Here is a 22150-nt window from a genome sequence, read left to right on the forward strand (position 1 = left end):
CGTCCACTCCGCGGATTAGGTCACACCCCCGTGACGTAATTGGGCGAAGTGTGGTTAGGCTTTCCTAAGTTAGCCCGACCTTCCCACCGCCTGACGGAGTTCTTGATGAAGCGAAGCCTCGCCGCGCCCACTGCGACCAAGGTGGCTGCGGCCACCGTCCTGGTCGCCGCCCTCGTCGGCTGCAGCACCGGGTCCACCAGCGGCGGCACCGACGCCGCCTCGGAGCCCACGTCGACCACCAGCGTCGACCCCGACGCCTTCCCCGTCAGGATCGAGCACGCCCTCGGCGAGACGACCATCGAGTCCGAGCCGACGCGCGTCGCCACCCTCGGCTGGACCGACCACGACCATGCGCTCGCACTCGGGGTCGTGCCCGTCGGCGCCACCAAGATCACGTGGGGCGGCAACGAGGGCGGGTCCACCGACTGGTTCGACGCTGCGGTCGAGGAGGCCGGGGCCGAGGCGCCGGTGCGCTACGACGACGCCGACGGCGCCCCGATCGACGAGGTCGCCGAGCTCGCCCCCGACCTGATCCTGGCGACCAACTCCGGCATCACCGAGGACGAGTACGCCCAGCTCTCCAAGATCGCGCCGGTCGTGGCCTACCCCGAGGCCCCCTGGACGACCGACTGGCAGACCTCGCTCGAGATGGTCGGCCAGGCGCTGGGCCGTACGGCGCTCGCCGGCGAGGTGGCGGCTGACACCGAGGCCACCATCACCGAGGCGGCCGAGGCCAACCCCGAGCTCGAGGGCGCCGAGCTGATCTACGGCTACCTCGCGGCCACCGACCTCTCGACCGTCGGCATGTACGCCCCCGAGGACCCGCGCGTGTCCATCCTGCGCGACTTCGGCATGGTCGACGCCCCGGCCGTGGCCGAGGCCATCAAGCCCGGCGAGTTCTACGGCACCGTGTCGGCTGAGCAGGCCTCCGAGCTCGACTCCGACGTCTTCGTCACGTGGGTCGAGTCGCCCGACGACGTCGAGACCATCGAGAAGGACAAGCTGCTCGGCCAGATCCCCGCGATCGCCGAGGGCCACTGGTACGCCGAGTCGGACAAGCAGGACGCGATGGCGTCCACCAACCCGACGCCGCTGTCGATCCCGGTCATCGTCTCCGACTTCCTGCCGTCGGTCGTCGAGGCGCTCGAGGGCTGATGACCGCCCTCGTCCCGACGCGGGAGGACGTCCTCAGGCCCCCGGGGGGAGGCCGCAGGCGTCGTCCCGCCCTGCCGGTCAGCGTCGCGATCTCGGTCGCGGCGCTGGCCGGTGCCGGCGTGCTCTCCCTGCTGGTGGGGGCGCGCACGGTGCCGCCGGAGGCGGTCTGGGACGCCGCCCATCCGCTCCACGCGGTCGTCGAGGCGCGCCTCGACCGCACCCTCCTGGCCTTCGCCGTCGGTGCCGCGCTCGGCCTCGCGGGCGCGCTGATGCAGGGCCTGACCCGCAACCCGCTGGCCGACCCCGGCATCCTGGGCGTCAACGCCGGTGCGACCTTCGCGATGGTCGTCGGGATCACGACGTTCGGCCTCTCCGGGATGGGCGCCTACCTGCCGCTGGCCTTCGTCGGTGCCGCCGTCGCCGCCGCGGCCGTCCACGGCATCGCCTCCCTCGGCCGCGACGGCGCCACGCCCATCAAGCTCGCGATCACCGGTGCCGCCCTCAGCGCGGGTCTGGCCAGCTGGACCACCGGACTGTTGCTGGCCGACCGCAAGACCATGGAGTCCTTCCGCTTCTGGCAGGTCGGCACCGTCGGGGGACGCGGCATCGACGTCCTGCTCGCGGGGCTGCCCTTCCTCCTCCTCGGCGCGCTGCTCGCCCTGGCCGGCGCCCGCCTGCTCAACACCCTCGCCCTCGGCGACGACCTCGCCCGCGGCCTCGGGCGTCACACGACCCGGGACCGCCTCGTCATCGCCCTCGCGATCGTCCTGCTGGCCGGCACTGCGACCGCCCTGGCCGGGCCGATCGCCTTCGTCGGTCTCGTCGTGCCCCACGTCGTACGCGGCCTCGTCGGTCCCGACCACCGACGCGTCCTGCCCTTCTCGCTGCTCGGCGGTGCGGTCCTCGTCGTGGTCGCCGACACCCTCGGCCGCGTCGTGCTGCCGCCCTCGGAGGTGCAGGTCGGCATCATGGCCGCCATCGTCGGCGTGCCGTTCTTCATCGCCCTCATCCGCCGCACGGGGAGGGCGTTGTGACCGTGACCCTCGCCCGCCCCGTCGCCGCCACGCCCCCCGCCACGTCGCCGGACGCCGACGCGGCCGAGCTCGTACGCCGGGCGCGCCGCGCACCCCGACGCCACCACCGGCGCCTCGTGGCAGGTCTCGTGCTCGTCCTGGCCGGCGCCTTCGCCGCGCGGGTGCTGCTCGGCGACTACACCGTCACCATCCCCGACCTCGTGCGCATCCTCGGCGGCGAGCAGATCCCCGGCGCGACCTACATCGTGATGGAGTCCAAGCTCCCGCGGGCCGTGCTCGCGGTGCTCGTCGGCATCGCCTTCGGCGTGGGCGGGACGATCTTCCAGACCACGCTGCGCAACCCCCTCGCGAGCCCCGACATCGTCGGCGTCAGCCTGGGCGCGAGCGCCGCCGCCGTGTCGGCCATCGCGCTCGGCGGGTGGTCCGGCTGGCCGGTCTCGGCCGTCGCGATCCTCGGTGCCCTCGCGGTCGCCCTCGCCGTGCGAGCCGTCGCCGGCGACCACGGTGGCTTCCGGCTCGTCCTGGCCGGCATCGGCCTCGCCGCCGCGATGCAGTCGGTCATCCAGTACGTCTTCACTCGCGTCGACGAGTACGACGTCCAGCTGGTGCTGCGCTGGCTGACGGGCAGCGTCAACGGGGTGGCCTGGCCGACCATCGGGCTGCTCGCCGTCGCGCTGGCGGTGCTGCTGCCCGCCACCGCGTGGGCCGCCCGGTCGCTGCGTGCGACCGAGCTCGGTGACGACACCGCCGCCGGGCTCGGCGTCGCACGGCGCCGGACCGACGTGCTGATGCTCCTCGGGGTGCTGCTCGTCGCGGTCGGTGTCGCCGCAGCGGGACCGGTCGCGTTCGTCGCGTTCCTGTCCGGTCCGATCGCGCGCGCGCTCAATCGCGGGCGCACCACCCTCCTCGCCGCCGGCCTCGTCGGCGCGGTGATCGTACTGGCGGGCGACTACGCCGGCGCGTACGCCTTCGACGACCTCAACCTGCCGGTCGGCGTCGTCACCGGTGCTTGCGGCGCACCGTTCCTGCTCTGGCTGCTCGCCCGCGGCCGCACCGGAAGGAGGGCGGCATGACCACCGCCACCCCCACTGCCCCTGCGCCGTACGCCCGGCTGGAGGCGAGCGCCCTGACGCTGGCCTACGCCGACGCCGCCGTCGTGCGTGACCTCGACCTGGCCGTGCCCCACGGCCGGATCACCGTCATCGTCGGGGCCAACGCCTGCGGCAAGTCGACGCTGCTGCGCGGCCTCGCCCGGCTCATGCGACCCCGGTCGGGCTCGGTGCTGCTCGACGGCGACGTCATCCACCGGCTGCCGACCAAGCAGGTCGCCCGCACGCTGGGGCTGCTCCCGCAGAACCCGGTCGCGCCCGAGGGCGTGACCGTCGCCGACCTGGTCGGTCGCGGCCGCCACCCCCACCACGGCCCATTCGGCCGGTGGACCACCGCCGACGACGAGGCCGTCGCCGAGGCGCTGGCACTCACCGACACGCTCGAGCTCGCCGACCGGGTCGTCGACGAGCTGTCGGGCGGGCAGCGCCAGCGGGTGTGGATCGCGATGGCGCTCGCGCAGGGCACCGACCTGCTCCTGCTCGACGAGCCGACCACCTATCTCGACGTCGCCCACCAGGTCGAGATGCTCGACCTGCTCGCTGAGCTCAACGCGCGCCGCGGCACCACGATCGTGATGGTGCTCCACGACCTCAACCTGTCCGCTCGGTACGCCGACCACCTCGTCGCGCTCCACACCGGGCGCATCGTCGCCGAGGGCACCCCGCGCGAGGTCGTCACCGAGGACGTCGTGCGCACGGTCTTCGGCCTCGACAACCGGGTCATCGACGACCCGGTGTCGCGCACCCCCCTCGTCGTGCCCGTCGGACGGCACCAGCCGCGCTCCAGCACGCCCAGCCCGTCCAGCTCGTCCAGTCAGGAGAACCGATGACCGTGACCGCCAGCCCGAACCAGACCGTCCTGCCCATGCTCTTCACCGAGGTCGAGGTGGTCTCCGTCGAGCGGCTCACCCCGACGTTCGTGCGGGTCGAGCTCGGCAGTCCCGAGCTCGCCGACCTCGGCGTCGACGGCCCGCGCTACGACCAGCGCATCAAGCTGGTCTTCCCCGACCCGGAGACCGGCGGGATCACCTCGACCGAGGGTGCGGACGACACCTGGTTCTCGACCTGGATGGAGCGCTCCGCGGCCGAGCGCGGGCACATGCGCACGTACACGATCCGCGACGTGCGCGGCTCGGGGCAGCAGACCACCCTCGTCGTCGACATGGTCCTCCACCTCGAGGGAGACCTCGTCGGCCCGGGCTCGACCTGGGCGTCGCGGGCCACGGTGGGGGACCGGCTCGTGCTGATGGCCCCGCGGCGGGGGTTCCCCTACGGCGGGATCGAGTTCGCCCCGCCCCCGGGTGCGGACCTGCTGCTGGTGGGTGACGAGACGGCCGTGCCGGCGATCTGCACGGTGCTCGAGCAGCTGCCCGACGACGCGACCGGCACGGCGTTCCTCGAGGTGCCGGTGGCCGGTGACGTCCAGTCCGTACGCGGCCCGGCGGGCGTGGAGGTCGTGTGGCTGGCCCGCGAGGGCGAGGAGCTCGGCGTCGGCCTCCACCAGGCGGTGGTGGCCCACCTCGGCCCACTCTCGATCAGCTTGGCGGGCGCCCGGGGAGAGGTCGCAGCCGACGAGGTGGACCCGGACCTGTGGGAGACGCCGTTCTACTCCTCCTCCGGCGAGGAGGTCCCCGGCGACGTCCATGGGGTGGGCGGGACGTACGCCTGGATCGCGGGGGAGTCGAAGGTGGTCACCGGCCTGCGCCGGCACCTGGTCAAGGAGCTCGGATTCGACCGCAGCCAGGTCGCCTTCATGGGCTACTGGCGACGCGGCGTGGCGATGAAGTCCTGACGTCCGCGGAGGGGCCGGCTGCCTCCCCTTCGGCGGGTGGTCAGCGGCGCTTCGGGGCGCGAGGGGAGTAGCGCACGCGCTCGGCGATGCGGTGACGGGCGATGAGCTCGATGTCGGTGAACGACTCGTACATGGTCGGTGCTCCTTTCAGCTCTCGTGGAGGGTGACGTCGCCCGAGGCCGTGGTGGCGCGCACCTCGAGGTAGGGCTGGTCGGGGGCGGGCTCGCCGGTGCCGGCGAGGGTGGAGGTGAGGCGGCCGCTGGCGGTGCGGACGTCGGTCCACACGGGCGTGCCGGCGACGACCCCGATCCGTACGTCGCCGCTGGCGGTCTTGGCGGTGATGCGTCCGGCGGCGACCTCGTCGACCACGAGGTCGCCCGAGCCGGTGGTGAAGACCGCCTCGCTGCCCAGGGACAGCACCCGGGCGTCGCCCGAGCCGGTCTTGACCGCGAGGTCGTCGCGGGCGGAGTCGACGCGTACGTCGCCGCTGCCCGTCGTGACCACGAGGGCCGACTCGGCGCGGCGGACGAGGACGTCGCCGGACCCCGACTTGAGGTGGGCCTCGCCGACGAGGTGCTCCACGACGAGGTCGCCCGACCCGGACTGGAGGACCGCGTCGCCCTCCACGATGTCGAGGGTGACGTCGCCGGAACCGCTGTCGACGCGGGTGTCGGCGAAGCGGCCGTGAGCTGCCACGTCGCTGCTCCCGACCTTGGCGTGGAGGGCGCTGGCGACGGGGACCTCGACGACGATCTCGGCGCGGGGGTCCTTGCCGAGGAAGCCGCCGGATCGGGTCGGGGCGATGATCGCGATCCGGTCGCCGAGGTCGCGGACGTCGAACTCGTCGGCGCGGTCGCCGGTGATCCGGACGGTCGTCTCGATGGTGTTGGTGGCGGTGACGTCGACCAGGCCGCGGCCGTTCTCGACGTAGAGGTCGATCGGCTCGGGGGTGTCGAAGGTGAGGTCGAGCTGGTTGCTCATGCGCGTACTCGTTTCGCTCCGTGCGCACATGAGGCACATGTGGCGCTGTGCTTGTCGGTGATCTCGCTTCGCTCGTTCACTGTGGTCTCCAGTCCGGGTCGGGGGTGTGCTCGTCCGACGGGCCGGCCGGGTGCCGGTCCGCTGTGTGCGGTGGGTGGGTGGGTGCGGCCGGTCAGGCCGTCGGGGGTCTGGTCAGAGCCAGCCGGTCATCCGGCGGTTGCCCTGCTTGCGGTGACCCGCGAACGGGTCGTAGCCCACGAAGGGGACGCTGCTCAGGTCGACGTCGATGTTGATCGCGTGCTCGTTGGTCGCCGACCGGACCACGCCGACCATCCAGGTGTTGAGGCTCTGGCCGGCGGCGGCAGCCCGCTCCTCGGCCCGGGCCTTGACGGCCTCCGGGATCCGGAGCGTGATCCGGGCCAGGTCGCCGTCCTCCTCCTCGGGCGGGGCCGGGGGAGCCGGCGGCGGGGGCGGGGCCGGGATCGCCGCGGGCGGGGCCACCTCGACGACGAAGTCGAGCTCGCGACCGACCAGGCGTACGTCGACGCTGCCGTCGGGGAGCTCTGCGGTGATCTCGGCCGCCGCGTGGGAGATGGCCTCCATCAGCGCGAGTCGCGCGCTCGGGTCCAGGGCGTACGCCAGGCGCTCGGCCGCCTGCTTGAGCTCGTCGCTGCCGGCCTCGGCCGCGGCGACGAGGTCGCGCCGGAGGCTGTCGACGTACGGGGTGATGTCCATGTGCACCACTCTGACATCATCGTGATGTCACGTCAAGGGGGAAGTGATGTCATCTGGCGTCAGTCTGACGTCAGGCGGTGCGGTGACAGTGCTCCCTCCACAGCCCAATGTCGTAGTCCGCTGCGAAAAGCCGGTCCCGAGCAGGCGTCGGGCGGCTTTCCGCAGCGGACTATTCGACGGGGTGTGGACAGGCACTCCCCGGACGCTGGGATCAGAGGTCGAAGAGCGAGTCCGAGCCGCTGATGTCCACGTCCGTACGCGGGGTGTGGGCGGGGCCGTCCGAGGACGCGGCCGGCTTGGCGGTCGGCTGCTCGTCGGACTGCTCGGCGTCGTCGGAGTCGAGGATCGTGTCGGGGTCCTCGTCCGGCTCGGCCGCGGCCTCCGGCTCGGCCGCGGTCTCCTGCTGCGGCGCCCCGTCCGGGTCGGCGAACGTCGCAGCCCGACTGAGGTCGGCACCGCTGGGCGGTGCACCGGGGGCAGACGCCTCCGCGGGCTCGGGCTCCGCGGGCTCGGGCTCGGCGGGTACGGCCTCCGCTGCCGGCGCGGCCTCGGCCACCGGGGCTGCAGGAACCGCCGGCGCCGAGCTGGTCGCGGGCGCCTCGATGTCGAACAGCGAGCCCATGCTGCTGATGTCGACGTCGGTGTTCGGCGTGGACGTCGTGCCGGCGCTGGCGACCGGCGTCGGCTCGGCTTCTGGCTCGGAGGCTGCCTCCGGCTCCGGCTCCGGCTCCGGCTCCGGCTCCGGCACGGCCTCAGGCTCGGGCGCGGACGCAGGCTCCGGCGTCGCCGCAGGCGCGGGCGCCGCCTCGGGGGCGGGAGCCTCCAGGTCGAACAGCGAGCCGAGGCTCGACAGGTCGGCGTCGGTCGCCGGGGTCGAGGTCGTGGTGCTCGAGGCAGGCGCAGCGGCTGCGGGCGCCGGCTCGGGCTCGGGCTCGGGCGCCGGCTCGGGCTCGGGCTCGGGCGCCGGCTCCGGCTCAGGTGCCGGCTCGACAGCAGCTTCCGACTCGGGTGCCGCCTCCGGTGAGGGAGCAGGCTCCGCGGCTGGCGTCGGCTCGGGGGCCGCGATGTCGAACAGCGACCCGCCGGTCCCGAGGTCGGTCGCCGGCGCGGGCGCCGACTCCGTCGCAGGCTCCGCGGCGGGGGCGGGCGACTCGGAGGCGGGCTCCGGTGCCGACACCGGCTCCGGCGCGGCCTCCGGCTCCGGCGTACCGAGGTCGAAGAGCGAGCCACCGGCGCCCAGGTCAGTGGACGCGGCGGCGGGCTTCTCCTCCGCGGCGGGCGCGGCGGGCGCGGACGGCGGCTCCGGCTTCGAGGCCGGCTCGGGGGCCGCCTCCGGCGCCGGGGTGTCGAACAGCGAGCCGGACTCGGCCGGCTTCGCAGGGGCGGCGGGCTCCTCGGGCGCGGGCGTGTCGAAGAGCGACGTGCCGCCGGACGCCTTGGCGGCGGGGCCGACGTCGGCGGTCTCGGTGACCGTGTCCTCGGTGACGGTGACGTCGCCGGCCTCCGGCTCGTCCTTCGTCGCCACGTCCGTCGTGGCAGTGGCAGTCGAGGACGAGGTGGAAGGCGCGGCAGCAGCGGCCGGGGCCGCGGCGGGGGACGACCCGGGCGCGGCCTTGGTGGCCTGCTCGCCCTTGACTGACGCGAGCAGCATCTGCGCGACGTCGAGGACCTCGACCTCCTCGCGGGCCTCGCCCTTGCTCTGCTGCATGGTGAGCCCGTCGGAGAGCATCACCCGGCAGAAGGGGCAGCCGACGGCGATCTGGTCGGCGCCGGTGCCGACGGCCTCCTTGGTGCGGTTCATGTTGATCCGCTCGCCGAGGTTCTCCTCCATCCACATGCGCGCGCCGCCGGCGCCGCAGCAGAACGACTTCTCGGAGTTGCGCTCCATCTCGACGAACTCGGCGCCCGGCAGCACCTGCAGCAGCTCGCGCGGGGGCTCGTACACCTGGTTGTGGCGACCGAGGTAGCACGGGTCGTGGTAGGTGATCGAGCGCTTCGCCGCGCCCGCTCCGTCCTTGACCGGCGTGAGCTTGCCCTCGCGCACCAGACGGTTGAGCAGCTGGGTGTGGTGCACGACCTCGAGCTCGATGCCGAAGTCCTTGTACTCGTTCTTGAGGGTGTTGAAGCAGTGGGCGCAGGTCGAGACGACCTTCTTGACCTTGTACTCCTGGAAGGTCTCGACGTTCTGCTGCGCGAGACCCTGGAAGACGAACTCGTTGCCGGCGCGCCGGGCGGGGTCACCGGTGCAGGTCTCGCCGTTGCCCAGCACGCCGAAGGTGACGCCAGCCATGTCGAGCAGCTCGGCGACGGCGCGCGTGGTCTTCTTGGCGCGGTCCTCGTACGCTCCCGCGCACCCGACCCAGAACAGCCAGTCGACCGACTCGAGGGACTCCAGGTCCTCACCGACGACGGGCACCTCGAAGTCGAGGCCCTTGGTCCAGTCCATGCGGGCCGAGGCCGACATGTTCCACGGGTTGCCCTTGTTCTCGAGGCCCTTGAAGAGCTGGTTGAGCTCGGCGGGGAAGTTCGACTCGACCAGCAGCTGGTAGCGCCGCATGTCCATGATGTGGTCGACGTGCTCGATGTCGACGGGGCACTGCTGGACGCACGCGCCGCACGAGGTGCAGCTCCAGAGCACGTCCTCGTCGATGACGAAGTCGCCGTCGGCGGGGTTGTAGAAGTAGTCGAGGACGTCCGTGCCCGCCCCGGCGCTCTCGCCCTTCGACCCCACTCCGACCAGCTCGCGATCGGCGTGCGCCGCGTCACCGTCGTGCTTGGCGTACGCGTGGTCGCGCAGGCTGGTGATCAGCAGCTTGGGCGACAGGGGCTTCTCGGTGTTCCACGCGGGGCACTGCGACTGGCAGCGACCGCACTCGGTGCAGGTGGTGAAGTCGAGGATGCCCTTCCAGGAGAAGTCCTCGACCTTGCCGACGCCGAGCACCGAGTCCTCGTCGAGGTCGTCGATGTCGTCGAGCGTGATCGCCTTGCCGTCCGAGGTCAGCGGCTTCATCGCGCCGAGCGCGGTCGTGCCGTCGTCCTCGCGCTTGAAGTAGATGTTGAACCAGGCGGTGAAGCGGTGCCACGCGATGCCCATGGTGATGTTGCGGGCGATGACCATCAGCCAGATCATCGCCAGCGCGATCTTGAACATCGCGATGAAGTAGATGAGGTTGTTCAGCGACGACTCGTCGACGGGGTAGAGGGCGTCGCCGATCCACGACGAGATCGGGTAGTGCGAGCGGCCGGCCGACTCGTCGAGCTTCCACTCCGCCGCACGCACGAACAGGATCGCCGAGCCCTCGAGCAGCGCGAGCGCCTCGACGAAGTAGGCCTGCCAGAAGTTCGAGCCGAAGAACCGGCTGCGCCGGCCCTCGGAGCGCGGGTGGTGCTTCTGGCGGTAGACGATCAGGAAGACGATGCCCACCGTGCTGAGCAGGCCGATGACCTCGCTGAACCACTCGTAGGGGTACCAGTGGCCGATGAGGGGCCAGGCGAAGTCGGGCTTGAAGAGCTGGAAGTACGCCGCCAGCACGGCCGTGCTGAGGAAGAGGAACGCCGCGTAGACGAACCAGTGCATGATGCCGACCCAGTGCCACTGGAGCATCCGGGTGTGGAGGAACGTCTCCTTGAGCATCGTCGCGGCGCGTCCGCCCGGGTTGCCGGAGCGGCCGGGCGCCGGCTGGCCGGACCGGATCACGCCCAGCATGCGTCGTACGGCCGGCACCAGCAGGGCGACGGCGGCGACGGTCAGTGCGAACGAGACGACGATCGCGAACATCTGCATGTGGGGCTGCTCCTCGGTAGGGGCGTACAGAGCCGCAGCCTAGGGCCGCCGAACGCGCCGACGGCAGGGCCCTGCAGGGTGAGAAAGATCCTACCCGCAGGTAACTTGAACGACGAAGCCGTCGTGGGTCAGTTCACGATCGCGACGTTCTCGACCTCGATCTCCCTGGCGTCCTCGCGGTGGGTGGCGAGCGTCGCCCTGACCTGGTCGAGCGCCTCGGTGAGCCGCGCGACCCCGTCGCGCAGCTTCTGCTGGTGCTCGAGGTGGGCGAGGTGGGACTCGCTCGTCTCGTCCCAGCCGGGGGTGAGCGTCTCGACCTGGTCGAGGAGCTCGTCGATCTGGGTGGTGATCTGCTCGGTGGCGTCGGCGAGGGCTGACTCCAGCGTCGAGAGCGAGCCCTGGTGCACGATCAGCCCGCGGGTCATCGGGGACCACCCCCGAGCCGGTCGGCGAGCTGCCCCGCGCGCTCGGTCTGGGCCACGTCGTTGGTGGCGTGCTCCTGGGCGACGTACATCAGGCTCTGCGAGTAGCCGTCGAGGATCGGGCCGAGCGCGATCGCGACGTCGAACCAGGCGTTGATCGCCTCGCCGAAGCCCGCGGCCGCCTGGCCGCTGAAGCCCTTGCCGGCCTCGGTCTCGATGGTGGCGCCCAGCGCCTGCAGGGTCTGCTGCAACGGCTCCACCGCGTCGGCCACGGCCTGCGCCGCCGCCTGCATCTCGGAGTAGACAAGTCCGACGGCCACGGCCGCCCCCTCTCGCTCGGGTCGATCGGCTCCTTCCTACCCCCTGCGCGGCCTCCTCACACACCGACCGGGCTGGATATCCGCCGGTTTGAGCGGGCCGCCCGGTGGGAATCGGAGAGCCATGCCGTCGTACGACTACGAGGTCGACCTCGAGAGCATGGGCAAGGCCGCCCAGGGGCTCAACGAGACCGTCCAGCTCTTCAAGGACAAGGACGTCGAGGACCTCGTGCCCGCCCGGGGCGACGTCGGCAGCGACGTGGTCTGGGACGCGCTCGACGAGTTCAAGGGCCGCTGGGAGGAGGGCGTCAACAACCTCTGCCAGGACGTCGAGGAGATGGCCGGTCGCCTCGGCAAGATCGCGATGAACTACTTCGAGACCGACAAGGCCGGCTACGACGCCCTGTCCGCCCTCAAGGGCACCATCGCCGGCATCAAGGTGATGTGACGTGCCGGACTTCGAGGTCGAGGGCAACCCCGGCGCCATCCGGTCCAGGGCCGTGCTCATGGAGCAGAAGGGCCAGCTCTTCTACGACACCGGCGACGCGCTGTCGAAGATCGACGTGTCGGGCTGGACCGGCCGCGCCGCCGACGAGTTCCGCGAGGCGCACGACCTCGAGCCGGACCGCTGGATCAAGGCCGGCAACGGCTTCAAGAAGGCCGCGTCCGGCCTCACCACGTACGCCGGCGCGCTCGAGGACGCTCAGCGGCGCGCCGCGGAGGCCAAGGCGGAGTACGAGCGCGGCCAGCGCGAGTCGGAGAGCGCCCGCACCCAGTACGACTCCTACCTGGGCCGGATGCGCGCCTACTGGAGCAGTGGCGGCACCGACCAGGCCGAGCCGTTCGTCGACTGGGGCGACCCGATCCAGCAGGACGCGCTGCGCGCCCTGCAGTCGGCCCGCACCGACCTCGACAACGCGGCCGCGATCTGCGCGGGCGAGGTCCGCGCCGGCTGCGCCGACGCCCCCGAGGAGCCCAACTGGCTGGAGTCCGGCCTCAAGTTCGTCGGCGGCATCTTCGAGGGAGCCGGCGAGGCCGTGTGGGACCTGCTGACGATGGTCCCCTTCAGCCCGGTCAACCTGGTGATCGACGCCTACAAGCTCGCTACGGGCGACCTCACGCCCGAGGAGCTGGCCAAGACCTACGAGCTCGACGTCGAGAACGGCTGGGCGATGGCGCAGGGCATCTACACCGGGCTGACGACCGACCCTGTCGGTTTCGGCAGGGAGCTCGGCAAGAGCCTGCTCGACTGGGACACGTGGGCCGACGACCCGGCGCGCGCGATCGGGCACCTCGTGCCGGACGCGATCGCGGCCGTCGCCACAGCCGGCACCGGCGCGCTCGCCACCCGCGGCGCGAAGGGCGGCGTGGACCTGCTCGACGGGTTGTCCGACCTGTCGAGGCTCGACGAGCTCGCCGACCTCAACCGGCTCGACAACCTCGACAACCTCGACGACCTCGACGACCTGACACGGCTCAACCGCTTCGACGACCTCGCCGACCTCCACCGCTACGACGACGTCACCCCGGCCCCGCAGGGAGTGGATCGCACCCTCGACGACCCGGCGCTCGAGCCGTGGCTGGACGAGGTCACGCGGGCGCACCCGGAGCTCGACCGCGACGGCATCCGCGGCATCTGGGACTACACGACCAACGACGGCTACGACGTGATGAACAACAACATGCGCGAGATCGGGCCCAACGAGGCGCACGTGCAGGCCCGGATCGACGCCACCAACCGTGGCCTGGACCAGCTGCCCAGCTACGAGGGCACCACCTACCGAGCGACCAACCTGCCGGACTCGGTGGTGGACCACATCGACAACGGCGGCAACTACTCCGACCCGGCCTTCACCAGCAGCTCGACCAACCCCAACGTCGCCGAGGGGTTCATGAACCCCGGCCGGGACAACCCGACCCGCATCACCATCGACGGCCACTCCGGGAGCAACGTGGGACCGTTCTCCGCGGCCCGCTCCGAGGCTGAGATCCTGTTCCGTGGAGGCACCGAGTTCGAGGTGCTCAGCAACACGGTGGGTCCGGACGGGGTCCGCCAGCTCGTGGTGAGGGAGGTCCGATGAGTGGTCACAAGGACTTCGACGCGATGACGCCCGAGGAGATCGCCGCGTGGGCCGCCCGCGACTGGGCAGCCGCCAAGGAGGCGCACAAGGACGATCCGCTGCCGGAGCTCAACCGTGCCAAGCGTGACGACTACCCGCACTGGAAGCCGGTCGCCTGGATGTTCCACACCCGAGCCGGCGACCGGGTGCTCGTCGACCGCGGTGACGGGTCGAAGGCCGAGGGCACGCTGGGCGGCGTACGCCCCGGGCGTGGGCACGACGAGCTGCTCGTCGAGCTCGACGGCGAGGCCTGGACGTGCACGCGGGCCGACCAGCAGGACTGGGCCCCCGACCGCAACGGCCGGGTGCGAGTCACCACCCTCGAGGTGCCCGTCCTCGCCCGCCGTGCGGAGGCTGCCACGCGGCCGGAGCGGTGGACGCTCCAGACCAACATGGAGGGACAGCCGTGACGCAGACCCCGGACCTCGAGAAGCTGCTGTCCACCCTCGAGCAGCTCCCGCCCCACGTCGGGCTGGTCTTCCGCGGGTGCGAGGCGCGCAGCCACGAGCGGTGGTCGGGTCGCGCCCACGTCACCGAGCGGCTCCTGTCGACCTCCCGCGACCCTCGCGTCGCGACCGAGAACTTCACCACCGACGCGGTCTACGCCGTGCTCAGCAGGACGGGTCGCTCCATCGAGCCGTTCTCCGCGGCTCGTCACGAACGTGAGGTCGTCCTGCTCCCCGGCACCGTCCTGACCCTCGTGACCCGCGTGCGCGTGAAGGACCTCGGCGTCACCATCGTCGAGGAGTTCGACCCCTCCGCCGAGGAGGAGCCGGACGTCGACCTCGCCGCGCTGCAGGTGGAGATCGGCCGCGCCATCCTCGAGGCGGAGCTGCGCGAACCGGTGCCGGACCCCATCGAGGGCAAGTTCGCCGGCGACATCGCGTGAGCCGCCCCGCGCCTAATCCCGATCGCGTCGAGGGCGTCCTGCTCGGCGGCGCGTGCGGTGACGCGATCGGTGTGCCGTACGAGTTCGGGTCCGCGCCGCTGGATGCCGGTGAGCGGCCGCGGATGATCGGTGGCGGGCTCGGCCCCTATGCGCCGGGCGAGTGGAGCGACGACACCCAGATGGCCGTGGTGGTCGCCCGGGTCGCGGCGGACCAGGGGCTCCGCAGCGCGGCCGCGCTCGACGCGGTGGTGCGTGGGTGGGTCGACTGGCTGGACCGCGGAGCCACTGACGTCGGGACCCAGACCCGACAGGTCCTGGGGACCGTCGCGGTCGAGGGTCGCACGCGGCTGTGGGGCACGTCGTCGGCCGCGGCGGCTGCGCTGCATAACCGGACGGGACGGACCGCCGGCAACGGCTCGCTGATGCGGACGGCGCCGGTCGCCCTCGCCTTCCTCGACGACCCCGCGACGCTGACGCTCGCGGCGCGGTGGGTGTCCGAGGCGACCCACGCCGACGACCTCGCGGGGGACGCGTGCGTGCTGTGGTGCCACGCGATCCGCCGAGCCGTCCTGGACGGCACGATGCCCGACCTCTCGACGCTGGTCGCCGAGCTGCCGGTCGAGCGGCGCGAGCAGTGGGCGGGGTGGATCGCCGATGCCGAGCGTCGTCCGCCCGCTGCCTTCGCCCCCAACGGCTACGTCGTCGCCGCCCTGCAGGCGGCCTGGTCGGCGATCCGCCACCCCGCCGTCGACGGATCGCCGGTCGTCGCCTCCCTCACGGCCGCGGTCCACGCGGGTGACGACACCGACACCGTCGCCGCCATCGCCGGCTCGCTGCTCGGTGCCGCCCACGGCGCCTCGGCCCTGCCCGGCGAGTGGCTGGCCGACGTGCACGGCTGGCCCGGGCTCCGGGCGGACGACCTGCGCGACCTGGCCCGCCGCGTGGTGGCGCGCGGCGAGCAGGACGCGGCCACCCACCTTCCTGCCGGCGAGCCCGGCCCGAGGCGCCCGGGCTGAGGCCTCAGCCCCGGCGTACGGCCTGCACCTTCCCGCCTCGTGAGAGCCGCACGGTCATCAGGACCCGCTGCTTCCCGGGTGCCTTCGCGCAGTAGGTGAACCCACGGCCCAGCCGCTGCCACGGCTGGCCCACGCGCCGCATCAGGGCACGGGCGCGGATGCCGGGCTCGACGGCCTGCGTGAAGGATCGCACCGAGCGCCGCAGCCCCGGGTTGCGGCACGAGTCGGGCGCCAGGCCCCAGGCGCGCTCCCACGTCTGGAGGTACGCCTCGGCGCCGCGCGCGAGGTCGGCGCCGAGGGCAGCCCCGTCGGCACCCGCGACGTGCTGGGCGTCCTCGACCCAGTCGGCGTACAGGCCGTAGTGGGCGACGCCGTCGGTGTTGACGTCGTAGACCCGCTCGCCGCTGCGCTGCCGGTCGATGGTGACCCCGCCCAGTCCGGTGAAGGGGTACGTCACCGGGTCGGGCGCGTCGGCACCGCGCGGGTCGCCCTGGGCGCCGAAGCCGTTCATGTCCGAGCCGAACCCGAAGCCGAAGTAGTAGCGCCGGTCGGTCCAGCCGAGGTGCTGGCGCCACTTCTCCACGAAGCCGGTGGAGTCGCCGGCGTAGGGAGCGACGAAACCGCCGAGGCGGTAGATCCGCGGGTAGGCGTCGGGGGTCGACCACGAGTGGGACGACACCACGCCGGGGGTGCGGCCGGCGGCTTGCTGCCGCTCGAGGTAGTCCAGTGCTGCGGTGCGGCCCGCGACGCTCATGTGGTCGGGGTCGACGAGGATCCTGTGGTCGATCATCGCCGACAGCAGCCGCTCGCCCATGGGGCTCAGCCCGAGCTGGTTGCAGTGCGGGCCGGCCGGGTAGAGCGGCGCCGGCTGCACGCCGGCCTGGATCCCGGTGTCGCCGTACAGCTTCCAGATCGCGCCGAAGATCGCGTCCTGCTCCGGCGTCGACTGCTCGCCCCCGCTCAGGTCGCCGAGGTTGGGTGACTGCAGCCGGTCCTCCACGCCGGGGGCGTTGGTCGACGGGCAGGTCCGCATCCGCAGGAACGACCCGGTGCTGAGGAAGTTGGCGCTGTTGGTCAGCGTGCCCGTGGTGCCCGCGTCGCCGGCCACGCCGGTGAAGGCGTTGTCGAACTTGTTGGTGAGCTCCATCTGGCTCACGCCGAGGCGCCTCATCTCGGCGAGCTCGGCGAGCATCTGCTGCTCGGTGCAGGTGGGCCGGCCGAGCTGGACGTTGCACCCCAGCGGCACCGAGGTCTCCATGCCCATCACCACGGCGAGCTTGCCCTGGTTGATGACCCGGCGGGCCTCGAAGGGGTCGGTGACGATGCGGTACCAGCCGCGGCCGGGACCGCCGTGCTGCGCGTCGATGTAGTCCTGCATCTCCCGCATCCGCTTCGCCTGCAGCCGTACGGCGTCGCGGTCGTCGCACGAGTTCTTCTTCAGCGGGTAGACGGTGCACAGGACGTGGTTCTCGGTGAGCAGGCTCGTGTGGATCCGCAGCCCGGCGCGCCACGAGCGCTCGAGCCACTTGTAGTAGACCTGCTGGTGCGTCAGCGAGTGCGGGTTGGGCCAGTAGGAGAACGTCGGCCACCCGACGGGGTCGTGCCCGGTGCCGGGCGCCTGCTCGGCGAGGACGTCCTCGAGCAGCGCGCCGCGACCGTCGGCGACCCGGTGGTCAGGGCAGTCGACGAGCGCTGCGGGAGCGCCGTACGGGTGGAAGGGCGGGCTGCAGATCACCCGTCCGCCGAGGAACTCGTGGGTCTGGCCGTGGACGTGCGGGTCGACCCAGCCGCGGACCTCCTGGTAGCTCGTGACACCACCGAACGGCCGGCCGCGCACGTTGGTCCCGACCTCGGGGAAGGCGACGCACCCGGACCTACGACGCAGCGCGAAGGCCTGCGGCGTGCCGGTGCCGAAGCCCGCGCCCGTACGCCGGAGCGAGCGCCCGTCGGCGAGCGTGAAGGTGAACCGTCCCGGCCCCGCCTTGCGCGCCGTCCAGTCCGCCAGCGGCGACGGCTCGGCCGCCCAGGTCGTGCCGTCCGCGCCCGATGCGGCCAGGAACGTGCGGTCGGGGGCGTGGAGGAGGTAGGTGCCCAGCCCCGTCGCCTGGAACGTCAGCGACTGCCCGCCGAGCCGGTAGCAGCCGCCCGCCATCGCGTACACGCTCTCCGGGACCTCGCGGCGCGGGCTGCGCAGCGGCACCCCGGTCAGCCGCGGCTCGCGCTGGGTGCGCTGCGACGCGACCCGGGCCCGGCTCGCCTGTCGCTGCCGCGGGGTGGTGCGGGCGGGGTTGGCCGCTGCCTCGCCGCTGCGGCTCAGCGCGTTCTTGGTCGCGGGGTCGTGGACGTGCCCGTGCCCGTCGAGCACGGCCGTCGCGGTGCTGCCGGAGGTGTGCGGGTGGGGCTCGCGCTCCGCGGTCGCCGCCGCACGCTCGCGGGACTGCGCGTCGTACGTCGTGGGCAGGCTGGCGGCCCCGCTGCCGGTCGGCGCGGCGGTCAGGACGGCCCCGACCACCAACCCGCCTGCGGCCAGGAGGGAGGTCACGATGCGATGCACGGGGCGTGGGGTGGGCGGCACGGCGGGCTCCTTCTCGTCCGAGGTTGAACGAGAGCCACCCGCTGCGGGTCACGTGGCAACCGTCAGGGAGCGGACTGCTCTGCTCGAAGGCTTCCCCCATGTTGGTCGAAGACCGGGAACTGGACGCGCGCCTCGGCGTAGCCTCCGAGGGCGGGCGTGGGGCCCGCGGTTCGAGTGCGGATCGAGGGGTGTGGGGATGCGCAGGTGGGTCGTGGTCGTCCTGGCGATCGCCGCGGTGCTGGTCGCCGCGCCGGCCGGTGCCGGCCCGGGGGGGAGCACCGACCGGGAGGCCGCGCTCGGGCGGCTCTCGATCCCGGCCATCGGGGTCAACGCCGGGATCATCCCCGTCGGGGTGACGAAGGCCGGGCATCTTGCGATCGGCCGCAGCGTCCGCGACGTCTACCGCTGGCGGCACGGGGTGCTCCCCGGCCAGCGGGGCAGCGCGGTGCTCGCCGGGCACACCTGGTCCAAGGGGCCCGGGGTCTTCGACAACCTCGGCAGGCTGGACCCCGGCAACGTGGTCGTGGTGGGGAAGAACCGCTTCCGGGTGACCCGCGTGCGCAAGGTGACGGGGATGACCCGCAAGGCCGTGGCCGGGCTCTTCAGCGACCGCGGAAAGCCCCGGCTGGTGCTCATCACGTGCGGCGACCGCAACGACCTCACCGGCGTCTACCGCACCCGCATCATCGTCAACGCGAAGCTCGTGCCCAACCGCTGACCCGCCGCGTCAGCCGCTCGGCCGTGGCCGTCACGGCCGCGGCCGCTCCCGGGTCGTCGGCCCCGGCCTCGCCGGGAAACGTGACGGCCACGCCCGCCACCGGGTGCCCGTTGTGGTCGAGCACCGCCGCGGCGACGCTGCACAGGCCCGGGGTGACCTCGCCGTCCTCGGTGGCGTGGCCGCGCTGACGCGTCGCGGACAGGACCGTACGCAACGCGCTGAGCGAGGTGGGACCCTTGCCGTGGCGGTCGACGAACGCCGCCCGGTCGGGATAGAGCGCGCGGACCTGGCTGGCGGGGAGCGCCGCGAGGATGGCCCGGCCCGACGCGGTGAGGTGGGCGGGGAGGCGTACGCCCACGTCCGTGACCAGCGGCGGGCGGCCCGGCGCGCGCTCCTCCACCACGTAGAGGACGTCGCGGCCGTGCAGCACCGCCAGGTGGGCGCCGTGGCCGGTGCGGTCGACCAGCTCGGCGAGCGGCCGACGGGCGAGCCGGGCCAGCGGCTCCTGCCGTGTGAAGCCGCTGCCCACCTCGAACGCCGCCACCCCGAGGCCGTAGCGGTGCTCCTCGGGCAGGTGCACCACGAAGCCCTCGTCGATCATCGTGTTGAGCAGGTGGTACGCCGTGCTGCGCGGCAGGTCGCAGGCCCGCACGATGCGGTCGAGCGGGACGGGGTCGGCCTGGGTGGCGAGGAACCGCAGCACGCGCAGCGTGCGCGTCGCTGCCGGGACCTGGCTCACCGTCGTCCGCGGCTCAGGACTTGTCGGAGTCCTTGGTGAACCAGCCGCCGCCACTGTCGGTCTGCTCGATGGGCTTGCCGGGCATCTCGTTGGCGCCCGGGGTGCGGCGCGGGAGGAGCGGGGGCTGGCCCTCGTCGGTGCCCTGCGCGGTGGTCGGCTGCGCTGTGGTCGGCTGCTCGGTGCTCGGCTCGGTGGCGGTCGGCTCGGCGTTCACCTCCGCCGGCGGCGTCGGGGTCTGGTCGGCCGTGCCCGGCACCTGCGGGGCGTAGTCGTCGGCCTTGTGGTCGACGCGCGGGTCGAGCCGGTCGGCCGCGCGGACCTGTCCCTCGTGCGTCGCCTCGAGCTGCTGGGCCGCCACGCGCGCCTCCTCGGCCTCCGCCTCGGCCCTCGCCGCCACGGCGCGGGCCTGCTCGGCCTCGGCCTCCGCTGCCGCCGCGCGCTCCTGGGCCGGCGCGATCGTGGACTGCGCCTGCGTCGCGGCCTGGGAGCGGAGCTGGTCGGCGCGGGCGAGGTTGGCCTCCCGGTTCTTCTTCCGGACGAGGAACGCCGCCGCGGCGATCGCGAGGGCGATGATGACCAGGGCGAGGACGAGGACGATGTTGAGCGTGGGCACGGGCTTCCTCTTTCACGAGACAGGGACGGCCAGTCTTCCAGCACTGGCCGTCGCTGTCCCGTGAAGGAGCGGTGCGGCGGCGCGGATCAGGAGCGGTGCGTGCCGTCGGTCCCGTCGGTCCGGCGCGGGTCGTCAGCGTCGAGCACCGTGTCAGGGTCGTGCGCCGTCGTGCCCGGGGCGTAGTCGTCGGACGACGTGTCGACCCGCGGGTCGACCTGGTCGGCCGTGCGCAGCCGGTCCTCGCGCACCGCCTGCTGCTGGGTGGCCGCGACCTGGGCCTCTCGGGCCTTCTCCTGGGCACGCTCGGCCTCGAGCCGGGCGCGCTCGGCCTCGGCCTCGGCCTCCTTGGCGCGGACGTTTGTCTCCGGGATCTCGCTCGCGTGCTCGTGAGCCTCGTGACGCAGTCGCTCGGCGTGCTCCTGCTGCTTCTTCTTGCGCTGCTGCATGACCAGCCAGGCGACGAGTGCCGCCACGACCAGCACCACGACCAGGATGATGATCCATGTCGTCGTGTCCATGAGGACCTCCTCCTCCGCGACCCGGGAGGGTCGCGATCCTCTTCACGGTGCCACATGGAGGCCGCGCTCGCCCCCGGCCACCATCCGTTGGGGTGGGACCGGGGCGGGCTGCAGCGCCGCCAACTGATCAGTTGGTCCGCCAACTCACCGGTTGGCAAGTTGGGGGCGCAGAGCCGGCGCTCACCGCCACCCATGTCGCCAACTCACCAGTTGGCGACTTGGGGGAGCAATTCGGACGCAGACCCCACCCAACTCGCCAACTGACCAGTTGGTCCGCCAACCCGTCAGTTGACTGGTCCGGCCGCCGCGCGCCGCTCCCATCGCCCCTGCGCCGGACCTGCCCGACGGGCTGCAGATCAGCGGATCGCCGCCATCACCCTCTGGGCTGTCGTGTGGCCGAGGTGGTAGCCGTCGTCCATCGCGTCGCGGAAGTGCAGGCCGCCCCAGATGCGGGCGTGCAGCGCGTCGTGCTCGAGCCCGGAGATCGTGGCGTAGCTGCGCGTCTGGGTCCCGACGCGGATCACGAGCGGGGTGTCGTCGCCCAGGGTCTGGCGCACCACCTCTGCCCACGGTGACGTCGCCGCTGCATGGCCGCTGGTGTACTCGGAGTAGGCCGGGTTCGTGTTGAGCGCTGTCCATCCGGGGATCGGGGCGGTCGCCGGGTTGCCGTCGGTGTCCGCACCGGCGATCGCCTCGTACGGCCTCCAGAAGCCGAGGTCGAACTTCAGCCGGAAGGTCCGGATGAAGCTCGTCAGGACGGCCGCGTCCATCCGCGCGAACATCCGGGTGGTGGGCAGCAGCCCCATCGGCCCAGCATCGAGCACGTCGCACACGGCCAGCCGGTAGGCGCCGTTGACGTTGTTGGCGAAGAACTGCGAGATCGCGGTCTGCTCCGCCGTACGTGTCGTCGAGGTCGTCGACCCGATCGCCGCGACCTCGTTGTAGTCGGCGGCGTAGGCGGCGCTGCCGAGCGGGTCGGGTCCGTCGAGCGCCACTGGCTCGACGTCCACGACCGGCTTGAGGAAGCCGAGCCAGGCCAGGGCCATACCGCCACCGGTCGTCGGGGCACCCGGGCCGGGCTGCCACACGCCCACGCCGGGGGCCTTGGAGTAGACCCGAGAGAGGTCGAACCGTCCGTCGCCGACCCGGGAGGCGATCATCGCGTCCGCAGCGGCCGCGCCGATGGCGGCACCCGCGTCGGCCTTCTTCCCGTCCGGGACCCGCGCCATCGTCGCCGCGAGGTCGGCATCGAGGTTGGCCCGCGACGCCGGGAAGTACTCCCACAGCACGTCGTGCGCCGCGGTGGCCACGGCGGCGGTCGCGGCCACCCGTCCTCGGCGCTGGGCCTCGCTGGCGGCGTCGTGCACCGCGAGGGAGGTGAACGTGAGGTACATCGACCCGACGGGCGGTGCCGGCGTCGGCACCGTCTCGGACCAGATGGTGCGCACGGCGATCCGCTGCCACAGCACGGCGGCCTCGGCCGCCTTGACGTGGTCGTCCTGCGGGCCGGCCGACGCGCGCGCGGAGCGTCCGCCTCCCGCGGGGACGGCGTCCGCGACGGTCGCGAAGAGTGGGAGCACGAGGACGCTGGTGCAGAGCAGGACGAAGGAGCGGCGGAGCGAGGTCATGGCGT

The 22150-nt window shown here is 72.8% G+C and carries 21 protein-coding genes; 11 read left to right on the plus strand and 10 right to left on the minus strand.

The annotated features are described in order from the left end of the window. The first annotated feature begins 105 nt into the window (after positions 1-105). The 5 genes from AC57BS_RS24910 to AC57BS_RS24930 are packed head-to-tail and all read left to right on the plus strand — an operon-like array spanning position 106 to position 5090. Complete coding sequence (locus tag AC57BS_RS24910; protein ID WP_496414133.1) at positions 106-1155, plus strand: iron-siderophore ABC transporter substrate-binding protein; 1050 nt, start codon at positions 106-108, stop codon at positions 1153-1155. Beyond that, the gene (locus AC57BS_RS24915; RefSeq protein WP_496414134.1) at positions 1155-2189 is read left to right on the plus strand and encodes a FecCD family ABC transporter permease; all 1035 of its coding nucleotides are present in this window, start codon (positions 1155-1157) and stop codon (positions 2187-2189) included. Before AC57BS_RS24910 ends, AC57BS_RS24915 begins: the two co-directional genes overlap by 1 nt. Beyond that, positions 2186-3262 carry a FecCD family ABC transporter permease gene (locus AC57BS_RS24920; protein ID WP_496414135.1) on the plus strand — a complete coding sequence of 359 codons (1077 nt, stop codon included), beginning with the start codon at positions 2186-2188 and terminating at the stop codon, positions 3260-3262. Before AC57BS_RS24915 ends, AC57BS_RS24920 begins: the two co-directional genes overlap by 4 nt. After that, positions 3259-4128: an ABC transporter ATP-binding protein gene (locus tag AC57BS_RS24925; RefSeq protein WP_496414136.1), complete on the plus strand. Its 870-nt coding sequence runs from the start codon at positions 3259-3261 to the stop codon at positions 4126-4128. Before AC57BS_RS24920 ends, AC57BS_RS24925 begins: the two co-directional genes overlap by 4 nt. Then, complete coding sequence (locus AC57BS_RS24930) at positions 4125-5090, plus strand: siderophore-interacting protein (RefSeq protein WP_496414137.1); 966 nt, start codon at positions 4125-4127, stop codon at positions 5088-5090. The genes AC57BS_RS24925 and AC57BS_RS24930 overlap by 4 nt, the downstream gene beginning before the upstream one ends. Before the next feature lie 147 nt (positions 5091-5237). Here AC57BS_RS24930 and AC57BS_RS24935 read toward each other — a convergent pair whose 3' ends face one another. From AC57BS_RS24935 to AC57BS_RS24955, 5 genes are all read right to left on the minus strand, one after another. Then, complete coding sequence (locus tag AC57BS_RS24935; RefSeq protein WP_496414138.1) at positions 5238-6071, minus strand: DUF4097 family beta strand repeat-containing protein; 834 nt, start codon at positions 6069-6071, stop codon at positions 5238-5240. Positions 6072-6263: 192 nt separating this feature from the next. Further along, entirely contained in the window at positions 6264-6806 is a 543-nt protein-coding gene (locus AC57BS_RS24940; protein WP_496414139.1) for a toxin-antitoxin system HicB family antitoxin, read from the minus strand. A gap of 211 nt (positions 6807-7017) precedes the next feature. Then, positions 7018-10590 carry a heterodisulfide reductase-related iron-sulfur binding cluster gene (locus AC57BS_RS24945; RefSeq protein WP_496414140.1) on the minus strand — a complete coding sequence of 1191 codons (3573 nt, stop codon included), beginning with the start codon at positions 10588-10590 and terminating at the stop codon, positions 7018-7020. A gap of 128 nt (positions 10591-10718) precedes the next feature. Then, positions 10719-11015, minus strand: coding sequence for a WXG100 family type VII secretion target (locus tag AC57BS_RS24950; RefSeq protein WP_496414141.1), 297 nt, complete (start codon positions 11013-11015; stop codon positions 10719-10721). Then, positions 11012-11332 carry a WXG100 family type VII secretion target gene (locus tag AC57BS_RS24955; protein ID WP_496414142.1) on the minus strand — a complete coding sequence of 107 codons (321 nt, stop codon included), beginning with the start codon at positions 11330-11332 and terminating at the stop codon, positions 11012-11014. Before AC57BS_RS24955 ends, AC57BS_RS24950 begins: the two co-directional genes overlap by 4 nt. Before the next feature lie 121 nt (positions 11333-11453). On the opposite strand from AC57BS_RS24955, the gene AC57BS_RS24960 reads away from it, so the two are divergent. From AC57BS_RS24960 to AC57BS_RS24980, 5 genes are read left to right on the plus strand one after another with little or no spacing between them, the layout of a single operon-like run. Then, the gene (locus AC57BS_RS24960) at positions 11454-11777 is read left to right on the plus strand and encodes a hypothetical protein (protein ID WP_496414143.1); all 324 of its coding nucleotides are present in this window, start codon (positions 11454-11456) and stop codon (positions 11775-11777) included. 1 nt (position 11778) lies between these two features. Then, positions 11779-13410 (plus strand): putative T7SS-secreted protein, encoded by a 1632-nt coding sequence (locus AC57BS_RS24965; protein WP_496414144.1) that lies wholly within the window; start codon positions 11779-11781, stop codon positions 13408-13410. Then, positions 13407-13859 (plus strand): hypothetical protein, encoded by a 453-nt coding sequence (locus tag AC57BS_RS24970; RefSeq protein WP_496414145.1) that lies wholly within the window; start codon positions 13407-13409, stop codon positions 13857-13859. The genes AC57BS_RS24965 and AC57BS_RS24970 overlap by 4 nt, the downstream gene beginning before the upstream one ends. After that, positions 13856-14338: an ADP-ribosyltransferase domain-containing protein gene (locus tag AC57BS_RS24975; RefSeq protein WP_496414146.1), complete on the plus strand. Its 483-nt coding sequence runs from the start codon at positions 13856-13858 to the stop codon at positions 14336-14338. Before AC57BS_RS24970 ends, AC57BS_RS24975 begins: the two co-directional genes overlap by 4 nt. After that, positions 14335-15354 carry an ADP-ribosylglycohydrolase family protein gene (locus AC57BS_RS24980; RefSeq protein WP_496414147.1) on the plus strand — a complete coding sequence of 340 codons (1020 nt, stop codon included), beginning with the start codon at positions 14335-14337 and terminating at the stop codon, positions 15352-15354. Before AC57BS_RS24975 ends, AC57BS_RS24980 begins: the two co-directional genes overlap by 4 nt. A gap of 4 nt (positions 15355-15358) precedes the next feature. Here the strand turns inward: AC57BS_RS24980 and AC57BS_RS24985 are convergent, their stop codons facing one another. Further along, positions 15359-17896: an amidohydrolase family protein gene (locus AC57BS_RS24985; RefSeq protein WP_496414148.1), complete on the minus strand. Its 2538-nt coding sequence runs from the start codon at positions 17894-17896 to the stop codon at positions 15359-15361. Between the two features lie 229 nt (positions 17897-18125). On the opposite strand from AC57BS_RS24985, the gene AC57BS_RS24990 reads away from it, so the two are divergent. Next, positions 18126-18647 carry a class F sortase gene (locus tag AC57BS_RS24990; protein ID WP_496414149.1) on the plus strand — a complete coding sequence of 174 codons (522 nt, stop codon included), beginning with the start codon at positions 18126-18128 and terminating at the stop codon, positions 18645-18647. On the opposite strand, the gene AC57BS_RS24995 is transcribed toward AC57BS_RS24990, so the two are convergent. The 4 genes from AC57BS_RS24995 to AC57BS_RS25010 all read right to left on the minus strand — a co-directional run bounded on the left by AC57BS_RS24995 (position 18619) and on the right by AC57BS_RS25010 (position 22145). Beyond that, positions 18619-19386, minus strand: a complete 768-nt coding sequence (locus AC57BS_RS24995; protein ID WP_496414150.1) for an IclR family transcriptional regulator — start codon at positions 19384-19386, stop codon at positions 18619-18621. The two genes, AC57BS_RS24990 and AC57BS_RS24995, sit on opposite strands and share 29 nt — an antisense overlap. Positions 19387-19399: 13 nt before the next feature. Next, a complete protein-coding gene (locus AC57BS_RS25000; protein WP_496414151.1) occupies positions 19400-19999 on the minus strand; it encodes a hypothetical protein in 600 nt (199 codons plus the stop codon). An 86-nt stretch (positions 20000-20085) separates the two neighbouring features. After that, positions 20086-20517 (minus strand): hypothetical protein, encoded by a 432-nt coding sequence (locus AC57BS_RS25005; RefSeq protein ID WP_496414152.1) that lies wholly within the window; start codon positions 20515-20517, stop codon positions 20086-20088. 356 nt (positions 20518-20873) lie between these two features. Continuing rightward, positions 20874-22145, minus strand: a complete 1272-nt coding sequence (locus AC57BS_RS25010) for a vanadium-dependent haloperoxidase (protein WP_496414153.1) — start codon at positions 22143-22145, stop codon at positions 20874-20876. Positions 22146-22150 lie beyond the last annotated feature (5 nt).

It is taken from the genome of Nocardioides sp. BGA-UO-ETr-FS32, from assembly GCF_059567905.1.

Bases quoted from the DNA above. Each gene is read 5' to 3' on its own strand.
- AC57BS_RS24915 (WP_496414134.1), top strand. From the start codon at position 1,155: ATGACCGCCCTCGTCCCGACGCGGGAGGACGTCCTCAGGCCCCCGGGG.
- AC57BS_RS25010 (WP_496414153.1), bottom strand. From the start codon at position 22,145: ATGACCTCGCTCCGCCGCTCCTTCGTCCTGCTCTGCACCAGCGTCCTC.
- AC57BS_RS24925 (WP_496414136.1), top strand. From the start codon at position 3,259: ATGACCACCGCCACCCCCACTGCCCCTGCGCCGTACGCCCGGCTGGAG.
- AC57BS_RS24940 (WP_496414139.1), bottom strand. From the start codon at position 6,806: ATGGACATCACCCCGTACGTCGACAGCCTCCGGCGCGACCTCGTCGCC.
- AC57BS_RS24945 (WP_496414140.1), bottom strand. From the start codon at position 10,590: ATGCAGATGTTCGCGATCGTCGTCTCGTTCGCACTGACCGTCGCCGCC.
- AC57BS_RS24910 (WP_496414133.1), top strand. From the start codon at position 106: ATGAAGCGAAGCCTCGCCGCGCCCACTGCGACCAAGGTGGCTGCGGCC.
- AC57BS_RS24960 (WP_496414143.1), top strand. From the start codon at position 11,454: ATGCCGTCGTACGACTACGAGGTCGACCTCGAGAGCATGGGCAAGGCC.
- AC57BS_RS24935 (WP_496414138.1), bottom strand. From the start codon at position 6,071: ATGAGCAACCAGCTCGACCTCACCTTCGACACCCCCGAGCCGATCGAC.
- AC57BS_RS24990 (WP_496414149.1), top strand. From the start codon at position 18,126: ATGCGCAGGTGGGTCGTGGTCGTCCTGGCGATCGCCGCGGTGCTGGTC.
- AC57BS_RS25005 (WP_496414152.1), bottom strand. From the start codon at position 20,517: ATGGACACGACGACATGGATCATCATCCTGGTCGTGGTGCTGGTCGTG.
- AC57BS_RS24950 (WP_496414141.1), bottom strand. From the start codon at position 11,015: ATGACCCGCGGGCTGATCGTGCACCAGGGCTCGCTCTCGACGCTGGAG.
- AC57BS_RS24970 (WP_496414145.1), top strand. From the start codon at position 13,407: ATGAGTGGTCACAAGGACTTCGACGCGATGACGCCCGAGGAGATCGCC.
- AC57BS_RS24930 (WP_496414137.1), top strand. From the start codon at position 4,125: ATGACCGTGACCGCCAGCCCGAACCAGACCGTCCTGCCCATGCTCTTC.